Raw genomic sequence first — 8,430 nt, forward strand, 5'->3', positions numbered from 1 at the left:
CCCCCCCACGATCCGCCCCGGCCCGGGCCGGGGCTGCGCGCTGCGGCGCGTACGGCACAATCGTCGGCGTGACGGCACTTCACCACGTCGAGTTCGGCGATCGGCGCGCCCCGACGGTTCTGGCACTGCACGGCCTCACCGGTCATGGGATGCGTTGGGCTCCGCTGGCTCACGACCATCTCGCCGACCTGCACATCGTCGCACCCGACCTCATCGGCCACGGCCGCTCGCCGTGGCGTCCGCCGTGGGCGATCGAGAACCATGTGCGTGCGCTCTCGGAGTTCATCGACACCGCCATCGATCCGGCGGCGCTGCCGCTGGTGGTCCTCGGGCATTCCTTCGGAGGTGCGCTGGCGATCCATCTGGCCAACCAGCGGCCGGACGCGGTGCGCGGGTTGGTCCTACTCGATCCCGCGCAGGGCCTCGACCCGGAGTTTGCTCTCGAGGTCGCCACCGACAGCCTCGAGAATTGGGACTATCCCGACGCCGACGCGGCCCGCGCGGCCAAGCGCTCCGAGGGCTGGGCACGGGTACCCGCGGAGATCCTCGAGGCCGAGATCGCCGAGCACCTCACCACCAGTGGTCGCGGGCGCGTCGGTTGGCGGGTCAGTGCGCCGATGGCCGCCGCGTCGTGGAGCGAGATGAGCCGTCCGCCAACGCTTCCGCCGCGAGGGGTGCCCACCCATGTCGTCGTCGCCGATCGCGTCGACCCGCCGTTTGTGCGGCCGGCGTTTCTCGAGGCCTGTGCGAGCGAACGCGGCGATCAGGTGCAGGTTCACCGCGCCGACTGCGAGCACATGGTGCCCTTCCTCGAACCCGGGTTGACCGCCCGGTTGGTGCGTTCGCTGCTGTGAGTGCGGTCACCGAGGATGACGTCGAGCGGGTGCGAGCCCTGGTCGCCGCGATCCCGTCCGGCCGGGTCAGTACCTACGGCGATCTTGCCGCCGCGGCCGGATTGAGTTCCCCGCGGATCGTCGGGTGGATCATGCGCACCGATTCCGCGGACCTGCCGTGGCATCGGGTCATCTCGGCGAGCGGCAAACCCGCACCACACCTCGCCCACCGGCAGCTCGACCGACTCCGCGACGAAGGGGCGCCGATCCGCGACGGAAAGGTGCTGATGCGCGAATGTCGTTGGGAGATCGACGTACTCGACTGAGCACTGTCGGCGCTGAGAAGAGCGCTGTCGGCAGGGTGATGGGCGCTGTCGGCGGGGTGGCGGGCGCTGTCGGCGGGGTGGCGGGCGCGGTCAGCGCAGCAGGACCGCGTCGGTGCGGTACGGACTGACCGCGGCACGCATCCGGGTGACGATGAGTTCGACGATCGCTGGGTCGGCGCCGAGCGGCTCGGCCACCAGGTCGGCATCCACGGTGTGCAGACGCTCGTGAAAAAGGCCGGGGGCCAACAGGTATGCGGCGATGACGACGCGGCACCCGCTGGTTCGAGCGGCGGCCACCGCGTCGGCAACGGTCGGCGCGGCGGTGGTGAGGAAGCCGACCTCGATGTGCCCACCGATCAGCCCCTCGAGCTGACGCGCGGCGAGATATACCTGGGCACAGGCGGAGTCGTCGGACGAGCCGGCGGCCGCGAGCACCACGGCGTCGCCGGGTCGCCACCCGGATTCGATCAACCGCCGCCGCAGGACCGCGGCGATCCTCGGGTCGGGGCCCAAGGCGCGGGTGACGATGGCATCACCGACCCCGGATTTCCGGACGTGATCCGGGATATCCTGGCGCACATGGTATCCCGATGCCAGGAAGGCAGGGACCAGGACCGCGGGGCGATCCAGCCCGTCGAGCACCTCACTCGGGGTCGGGCCGAGGACGTCGACGAAGGCGGTGCGCGTCGGACCGACCGTCGCGGCGACCTTTTCGGCGATCTCGGCAACCACCGCGACGCCGCGGGGGTTGCGGGTCCCGTGCGCGACGAGTACCGGGCGGACCCCGCCCAGCCGGTCACCCACGGCAGACCGAATGTCGTTGCGGATCATCATGACTCGTCCTCGGCTTCGTCGTACTCGAGATCGACGGCAAGGCGGTATCCGCGCTTGACCACCGTCTGGATCATCTTCGGGTCGCCGAGCGCCGCCCGCAGACGCGCAACGGCCACCTCGACCGCGTGGGTGTCGGCGCTGTCGCCGGGCAGTCCGCGCAGCAACTCCTGGCGACCCACCACCCGCCCCGGCACCTGCGCGAGCATCTTGAGCAACAGATGTCCGGTGGCCGACAACTCACGCATCTGCCCGTCGACGACCACCGCCTGACCCCGAATCGCGGTGTCGTGTCCGGCAACCCGCAGGGTATGGCTGCGTCGGGGCAACTCGTCGGTGATCAGCCGGGCCAGCGCACCGAGCCGGAAGCGGCGCGGATAGACGGTCGGGATCTGCAACGCCTCCAGCGGCCCCGCGGTCACCGAGCCCACACAGAACACCGGTACCGCGGTCCGCAGTCCGTGCAGGAACGGCTGCAGTTTGCCGAGTTCCTTGGCGCGGGTGAGTATCGACGCCGCCGCGGGTGCGCTGGTGAAGGTGAGCGCGTCGAGGTCGGCACGCACGACCGACGCGATCATCGCGTCGATCCGCCCGACGTCGGGATGCATGTTCCAGCGGTACACGGGGACGGCCAGGACGTCGGCGCCCGCGGCGCGGAGCACCGCGCAGAAGTCGGGCAGCGGCTCCCATTCGCTGGTGGCACCGTGCAATTGCACCGCAATCCGCTTGCCCTCCACCCCTTCGTCGAGCAGACGGTCGAGAACCTCCGAGGAGGACTCGCTCTCCGGCGACCACTCCTCGCGAAGTCCGGCCGCACGGATCGCACCCTTGGCCTTGGGACCGCGGGCGATCAGCCGGCTCTCGCCGAGCGCGACGAGGAGTTGCTCGGCGTCCCCCCAGCCGTCGGCGGCCTCGACCCAGCCCCGGAAACCGATCCCGGTGGTGGCAACCATCAGGTCCGGCGGATCGGCGATGATCCGTTCGGTGACCTGTTCGAGCTCGGTGTCGTCGACGAGCGGCAGGATGCGAATGGTCGGGGCCATGACGACGTCGGCGCCGCGACGCACGAGGAGCGCCGCGAACTCGTCGGCCCGGCGCGCGGCGGTGATCCCGACGGTGAAACCGGTCAACGGCAGATCGTCGGAACTCGAGGGCGTCGCTCCAGGACTCATCGGGGCCCGTCGGCAACAACACGATGATCGGCGGCGCCGAACCAGATTTCGACGATGCCGTCGACCACGCGGGTCGCCAGCGAGGGCACCGACACAGACTCGTCGTCGAGGCACACCCCGGTGCGCAGCGAGAAGACCTGCTTGCCCAGCGGACTGGCGACCGTGAGCTCACCGCCGTGATCGCCGGTCAGCCCGCGCGAGAGCACCGCGGCACGCCCGAACGGGTCGATGTTGCCGATGGCGTAGATCCGCGAGCGCCCCACCGCCTCACGGTCGGTCTCGGCGGCGGGAATCCGGAAGAGCGCCGCCTGACGGCCCTCCGGGCCGAGGACTGCGACTCCGCGTCCCTCGACGAGCCGATCGAAGGGGCAGGCGCGCACCCACTGCCCTGCGCCGATCTGCCCTGCGCCGATCTGCCCTGGGCCGTTCTGCCCTGCTCCGGTCGCCGTGTCGGCGGTCATGTGGCCACTCCTTCGCGTTCGGTCGTACGGTCGGTGTTCGGCTGCTGCGCCCGGAACCGGGGCATGTCCAGCAGCACCGGGACCTTGCGGTCGCCTTCAACCGCTCCGTCGGTGAACCGGATGGTCGGGTCGGGCACGTCCGGCGCGTTGACGAACGACACGAACCGCGACAACTTTTCCTCGTCGGCGAGCACCTCGGCCCACTCGTCACGGTATCCGGCGACGTGACGGTCCATCGCGGCCTCCAGTTCTGCCGCCAGGCCGAGACTGTCCTCGCACACCACGGCTCGCAGGTGATCGAGACCTCCGTCGAGCGATTCCAGCCACGGGGCCGTGCGCTGAAGCCGATCGGCGGTGCGGATGTAGAACATCAGGTACCGATCAATGTAGGCGACGAGTGTCGCGTCATCCACTCCGCGGGCCAGCAGTTGGGCGTGCTTCGGGCTCTGTCCACCATTGCCCGCCACGTAGAGATTCCAGCCGTTCTCGGTGGCGATCACCCCGACGTCCTTGCCGCGCGCCTCGGCGCATTCGCGTGCGCACCCCGAGACACCGAACTTCAGTTTGTGCGGCGATCGCAGACCGCGGTACCGCTTCTCGAGGAACACCGCCATCCCGACCGAATCCTGCACACCGTATCGGCACCAGGATTGACCCACACAGCTCTTCACCGTGCGCAGACTCTTGCCGTAGGCGTGCCCCGATTCCATTCCGGCGTCGACGAGGCGCCGCCAGATCTGCGGCAACTGTTCGACGCGGGCGCCGAACATGTCGATCCGCTGGCCACCGGTGATCTTGGTGTACAGGTCGAAGTCGCGGGCGATCTCGCCGATGACGATCAGTTGTTCGGCGGTCACCTCCCCGCCGGGCATCCGGGGCACGACCGAATAGCTGCCGTTCTTCTGCAGGTTCGCCAGAAAGTGGTCGTTGGTGTCCTGCAGCGCGGCCTGTTCGCCGTCGAGGATGTGATCACTCGAGGTCGAGGCGAGAATGGAGGCGACCGTCGGTTTGCACACCTCGCAGCCGGAGCCGGCCCCGTACCGGGCGATCAGCTCGGAGAACGTCCGGATACCGGTCACCGCAACGACTTCGAACAACTCCGACCGCGACTGGGTGAAGTGTTCACAGAGCGCCTTGCTCATCTCGACGCCGGAGGCGGCCAGCAGCGAGGCGATACTCGGTACGCAACCGCCGCAGGTGGTGCCCGCAGAGGTGCACGCCTTGACCGCGGCGATGTCGCAGGCGCCCTCGATGATGGCCGAACAGATCGCACCCTTGGACACCCCGTTGCACGAGCAGATCTCCGCGTCGTCGGGTAATGTGTCGAGACCCATGCCGGATTCCCCGGCCGCAGGGGCGATCAGAGCGGCCGGATCTCCCGGGATCTCGCGCCCCACCATGGGTTTGAGCGTGGCATAGGCCGATGCGTCCCCGACCAGGATGCCGCCGAGCAGGGTCCGTGCGTCGTCGGAGAGCACGATCTTCGCGTAGCGGCCGGCGAGCGGATCGGAATAGACGATCTCCAGCGCATTGTCCGTCTCCCCCATGGCGTCACCGAAGCTCGCGACGTCGACGCCGAGCAACTTCAACTTGGTCGACATGTCGGCACCGGCGAATGTCGCACTGCCACCGAGGAGTTGGTCGGCGACGACGTCGGCGGTGCTGTATCCGGGGGCGACCAGGCCGTAGCATCGCCCGTCGACCGCAGCGACCTCGCCGACGGCATAGATGTCCGGGTCGGCGGTTCGGCACGCCGAGTCCACCAGCACGCCGCCGCGCTCCCCGACGGGAAGACCCGCCTCCCGGGCCACCGCGTCGCGGGGGCGCACACCGGCGGAGAACACGACGAGGGCGGCGTCGATCGTCGCCCCGTCGCTCAGTGTCACCGTCAGCGATTCCCCTTCCGGTCCGTCGGCGATCGATGACGTGCCCACTCCGGTGTGCACGTGCAAGCCCAGGTCGGAGACCAGGTTCTGCAACACCGCCGCACCCCCGGCGTCGACCTGCATCGGCATGAGCCTCGGCGCGAACTCGACCACGTGCGGTGTCATCCCCAGCAGCCGAAGGGCATTGGCGGCTTCCAGGCCGAGCAACCCACCGCCCACCACCACACCGGCGGCGCCGGGCGTCGAACCCTCGGCGACGCGACGGATGCCATCGAGATCGTCAAGGGTGCGGTAGACGAAACACCGGTCGTGGTCGTGACCGGGAACCGGCGGCACGAAGGGGTACGAGCCGGTCGCGAACACCAGTGCGTCATAACCGATCTCGGACCCTCGATCGGTGATCACCCGTTTCCCGTCCCGGTCGATCGCGGTGACCGTCTCCCCCAGACGTAGCCGCACCGCGTCGTCACCCGCATAGTCGTTGCCGTGCAACGCCAGCGATGACCGGTCCCACGCGCCGACGTAGGATGACAATCCCACACGGTCGTATGCGGCGTGCGTCTCCTCGGCGATCACCACCACGCGCCAGATCCCGGCTTGATCCCGCTCACGCAGCGACTGCACGAACCGATGCCCGACCATGCCGTGGCCGATCACCACGACGGTCCTCGAGAGCGGGCGGGAATCCCTACGGGAGTGGGTCATCGGGCATCCACCGCCGGGGTGGCCGCGGTGGCCTGGGCGACGGGAGTGGCGGGTGCGGTATCGGCGACCTCGATGTCACCGGTGTGACGGAAGTGCGGGTCGAGGACCACCTCGCGCCGGGCGTAGAACCACCAGGTGATCACCCCGGCGATCACATAGAAGGCCATGAACACCCAAAATGCCACCGTCGCCGAATGATTTGCCTTGTAGCTGCTGCGAAGAACGAGGTTGATCGCGACACCACCGAGCGCTCCGACCGCCCCGGCGATTCCGATGAGAGCTCCCGACATCGACCGCGACCACAGCACCGCGGCACCTCCGCTGATCCCCGGTAGGTTCCGCGACTTGTGTTCGAAGATGGTCGGAATGATCTTGTAGACCGAGCCGTTGGCGATGCCCGAGATCGCGAACAACAAGATGAACCCGATGATGAATCCGGCCAGTTGGGTGGATTCGATCCGGTGGCCGGGGTGTGAATCGGCGACGGTTCCGGAGACGACCAGGATCACCGAGGAGGCGACCATCGCGACGAAGGACCACAGGGTCACCCGCCCACCACCGAACCGGTCGGCGAACTTGCCACCCAGCGGACGGAACAACGAGCCGAGCAGCGGACCTATCCATGCGATCTGCGCGGCGGAAAGCGATGCGGCCGAGGCAGACTGACCCGACGACTGAAAACTGAGGCTGAGTACCTGGCTGAAGGCGAACGAGAAGCCGATGAACGACCCGAAGGTACCGATGTAGAGCACCGAGATCAGCCAACTGTCGTAGTGCTTGAGGCAATCGATCATCGCCCGACCGCTGGCGGTCTGGTGATCGAGGTTGTCCATGAAGACCGCCGCACCGATTCCCGCGACGGCGAGCGCGACAAGGTAGATCGCACAAAGGATCTCGGGTTTGTCGCTGGCCAGCCAGATGACCAGCAGACCGATCAGCTGGACCACAGGGACCCCGATGTTGCCGCCGCCGGCGTTGAGTCCCAACGCCCAGCCCTTGAGTCGCTGCGGATAGAACGCGTTGATGTTGGTCATCGACGAGGCGAAGTTGCCGCCACCGAAGCCCGTGAGCGCGGCCACCGCGAGGAACCAGCCGAAACCGAACTCTCCTGGGTTCATCATCAGCATCATCGTCAGACCGGTCGGGATCAGCAGGACCACGGCGGAGAAGATCGCCCAGTTGCGACCGCCGAAGCGCGCGGTGGCCTGGGTGTAGGGCACCCGCAGGCACGCGCCGACGAAGGTCGCCGTCGCCGCGATCACGAACTTCTGGTCGGCGTTGATGCCGTACTGGGGGCCCATGAACAGCGCCATCACCGAGAACAGCGACCAGATCGAGAAGCCGATGTGCTCGCAGATCACCGACCACAGCAGGTTGCGTCGGGCGATCGCGGCATTGCCGGTGTCCCAGGCGTGCCGGTCCTCCGGATCCCAGTCGGTGATCGTGTGGTCTCTGCGGAGGTCGTGAAGAAGCGTCGAGAATGCCATGTGGGTTCCCATCGGTCTCGGGTGGGCTGATGCCGTGACCACCGACGACGGCGTCGGTCGTTGGAACCAAAACTACGACTCGAGTGTTGCGCCGATTGTCGGCGCAGTGACCGCGACGTCACGTTGTTCTCACATTGGCGAGCGGAGCCTGTGAGACCGGGCCAACTCAGTCGCTGCTGGATCCCGAATCGCTTGATCCCGAAACACTTCGGGTGGCCCAACCAGGATAGCTGGAGAACTCACCATCCGGGTGTGGCCGGTCGCGTCGGACCTTGATGATCACGACGAGGATGATGAGGCCGAGCGCGAGCGGATCTGTGCGTGAGGTCCTTCCGCCGAGGTGTGTGTCTTCGGGTCACGGACTGTCGAGCAACCGCCGTACCCGCTGGCCGAGCACCCGTTCCCCGACAGTCCAGGCGCGCGGCGCCGACCTCCCGATGGTCGAGGTGCGAGCCGCGTGCGGCGAGCCTCGAGACCCGACGAGACATAAAGCCTCCCAACCACATTCACCCACCACAGCAAAAGACGCACCCCTACCACACCCCACCGACATAAAACTGCCGCCAGCCCACCACCGAAACCCGTTGTCCACAAGCATCTTCCCTTCCACAGAACTGTCGAACACGCTTGCCATACTCCATATGTTCGAGTAGGATGGAGTCATCACACCGATCAGCCACTGGGGAGGGGCCCATGATCGACACCACCGAAGCTCTTGACGCCGAAGCG

The 8,430-nt window shown here is 67.7% G+C and carries 7 protein-coding genes; 2 read left to right on the forward strand and 5 right to left on the reverse strand.

Annotated elements, in window-relative coordinates:
- Positions 1–68 precede the first annotated feature (68 nt).
- Both B1964_RS16460 and B1964_RS16465 read left to right on the forward strand, forming a co-directional pair.
- Positions 69–854, forward strand: a complete 786-nt coding sequence (locus tag B1964_RS16460; protein ID WP_079930542.1) for an alpha/beta fold hydrolase — start codon at positions 69–71, stop codon at positions 852–854.
- Complete coding sequence (locus tag B1964_RS16465) at positions 851–1,159, forward strand: MGMT family protein (RefSeq protein ID WP_006372932.1); 309 nt, start codon at positions 851–853, stop codon at positions 1,157–1,159. The genes B1964_RS16460 and B1964_RS16465 overlap by 4 nt, the downstream gene beginning before the upstream one ends.
- Before the next feature lie 90 nt (positions 1,160–1,249).
- On the opposite strand, the gene B1964_RS16470 is transcribed toward B1964_RS16465, so the two are convergent.
- The 5 genes from B1964_RS16470 to B1964_RS16490 are packed head-to-tail and all read right to left on the reverse strand — an operon-like array spanning position 1,250 to position 7,701.
- A complete protein-coding gene (locus tag B1964_RS16470; protein WP_079930543.1) occupies positions 1,250–1,993 on the reverse strand; it encodes a sirohydrochlorin chelatase in 744 nt (247 codons plus the stop codon).
- Positions 1,990–3,162, reverse strand: coding sequence for a uroporphyrinogen-III synthase (locus B1964_RS16475; protein ID WP_035728894.1), 1,173 nt, complete (start codon positions 3,160–3,162; stop codon positions 1,990–1,992). Before B1964_RS16475 ends, B1964_RS16470 begins: the two co-directional genes overlap by 4 nt.
- A complete protein-coding gene (nirD, locus tag B1964_RS16480; RefSeq protein ID WP_079930544.1) occupies positions 3,159–3,623 on the reverse strand; it encodes a nitrite reductase small subunit NirD in 465 nt (154 codons plus the stop codon). Before nirD ends, B1964_RS16475 begins: the two co-directional genes overlap by 4 nt.
- On the reverse strand, positions 3,620–6,214 hold the full coding sequence (gene nirB / locus B1964_RS16485) for a nitrite reductase large subunit NirB (RefSeq protein WP_079930545.1): 2,595 nt from the start codon (positions 6,212–6,214) through the stop codon (positions 3,620–3,622). The genes nirD and nirB overlap by 4 nt, the downstream gene beginning before the upstream one ends.
- On the reverse strand, positions 6,211–7,701 hold the full coding sequence (locus B1964_RS16490) for a nitrate/nitrite transporter (RefSeq protein WP_172398867.1): 1,491 nt from the start codon (positions 7,699–7,701) through the stop codon (positions 6,211–6,213). Before B1964_RS16490 ends, nirB begins: the two co-directional genes overlap by 4 nt.
- Positions 7,702–8,430 lie beyond the last annotated feature (729 nt).

It is taken from the genome of Gordonia sp. i37, assembly GCF_002043085.1.
Lineage (GTDB): Bacteria > Actinomycetota > Actinomycetes > Mycobacteriales > Mycobacteriaceae > Gordonia > Gordonia polyisoprenivorans.

Coding starts and splice junctions, on each gene's coding strand:
- B1964_RS16475 (WP_035728894.1), bottom strand. CDS start 3,162: ATGAGTCCTGGAGCGACGCCCTCGAGTTCCGACGATCTGCCGTTGACC.
- nirD (WP_079930544.1), bottom strand. CDS start 3,623: ATGACCGCCGACACGGCGACCGGAGCAGGGCAGAACGGCCCAGGGCAG.
- nirB (WP_079930545.1), bottom strand. CDS start 6,214: ATGACCCACTCCCGTAGGGATTCCCGCCCGCTCTCGAGGACCGTCGTG.
- B1964_RS16490 (WP_172398867.1), bottom strand. CDS start 7,701: ATGGCATTCTCGACGCTTCTTCACGACCTCCGCAGAGACCACACGATC.
- B1964_RS16470 (WP_079930543.1), bottom strand. CDS start 1,993: ATGATGATCCGCAACGACATTCGGTCTGCCGTGGGTGACCGGCTGGGC.